The sequence below is a fragment of the Streptomyces sp. NPDC055506 genome, from assembly GCF_053643595.1.
The window spans coordinates 1-1,436 of record NZ_JBSHKH010000290.1; the positions used below are offsets into that span (position 1 = coordinate 1).

Here is a 1,436-nt window from a genome sequence, read left to right on the forward strand (position 1 = left end):
GCCCCGAGGAGCGTTCTCCTCGGGGCCGAGCCCTTTCGCTTGCCCGCTGTCTGTCGATTCATTGTGTGACGTGTCCCACTAACACGTGCGTGCGAGGCAACCGCTTGCCTCGATCACCCGTCTACCAAGTAGCGAATGAGGCGATACGGGGGGAATATCCCATTGACTAGGGGGAAACGTGGCCGTTGCGCAGCCTGATGTGAGTGTGATCATCGGGGCGTACGAAGCGATGCCGTATCTGATCGAGTGCCTCTCGTCCGTCGAGGCACAGACCATCGATCCAGAGCGCGTCGAGGTCATCGCGGTGGACGACGGATCGACGGACGGGACGGGGGAGTACCTGGAGGAGTTCGCCGAGCGCGCTCCCATGCACGTCCTGGTGGTCCGGCAGGAGAACTCCGGCGGCCCCAGCGGCCCGCGCAACGTCGGCCTGGGCAAGGCGACCGGACGTTACGTCTTCTTCCTCGACGCCGACGACCGGCTGGGCCCCGAGGCCCTGGAGCGGATGGTCGGCATGGCCGACCGCGCCGGCACGGACGTCGTCCTCGGCAAGGTCGAGGGCGTCAACCGCTCCGCGCCGAAGTCCATGTGGGGCAAGACGGTGGAGCGGACCGACGTCTTCTCCTCCAACATCAAGTTCACGCTCAGCGCGCAGAAGCTGTTCCGCCGCGAGCTGCTGGACCGGCACGGCATGCGGTTCGACGAGTCGCTGTTCACCGGCGAGGACGCGCTGTTCACCATGGAGGCGTACCTGCGGGCGAACGGCGTCTCCGTGGTCGCCGACCACACCTGCTACTACCTGGTCGGCCGCGACGACGGCAAGCACGTGACCAAGAGCGGCAGTTACACGCTGCGCTTCGACTCCGCGCGTGCCCTGATGAATCTGATCGCCGAGCACGTCCCCGCGGGCCCCCGGCGCGACCAGCTGATGCTCCGGCCCTTACTCGTCACGCTGCTCCCGCAGTTCGGGCCCAAGTACCTCACGGACAGCGAGGAGATCCGCCGGCACAAGTTCGAGCTGGCCAAGCCCCTGATGGACGCCCACTGGACCGAGGGCGCCGCCCAGCGCCTCAAGGTCCACGAGCGGCTGCGGCTGCACCTGGTCGCCGAGCAGCGGCCCGAGCTGCTCATCGAGGTCGTCAAGTTCGTCAAGGCCAAGAAGCAGGCGGCGGCGCTCCTGGAGCGCAAGGGCCGCCGCGTCTACCTGGCCTACCCGCACTTCCGCGACCGCGCCGCCGGCATCCCCGACTCGGTGTACCTCGCCGAGCCGCGCGAGGCCCGCGCCTTCCCGGGCTACCGCGAGGGCGGCGCCCACACCTTCGTACGCCGGGCGGTACGCAAGGCGCGGCGGGTGCTGACGTCGCGCGAGGTGCGGCCGGCGGCGTGAACACGGCTGCGGGGGCCGGCTTTCGCACGGCCCCCGCGTTCACCTCTCG

At 69.0% G+C, this 1,436-nt stretch carries 1 protein-coding gene; it reads left to right on the forward strand.

Annotated features, from left to right (window positions below; genetic code table 11):
• Window positions 1-178: 178 nt before the first annotated feature.
• A complete protein-coding gene (locus tag ACWIF2_RS40695) occupies window positions 179-1,387 on the forward strand; it encodes a glycosyltransferase family 2 protein (RefSeq protein ID WP_454366742.1) in 1,209 nt (402 codons plus the stop codon).
• Window positions 1,388-1,436 lie beyond the last annotated feature (49 nt).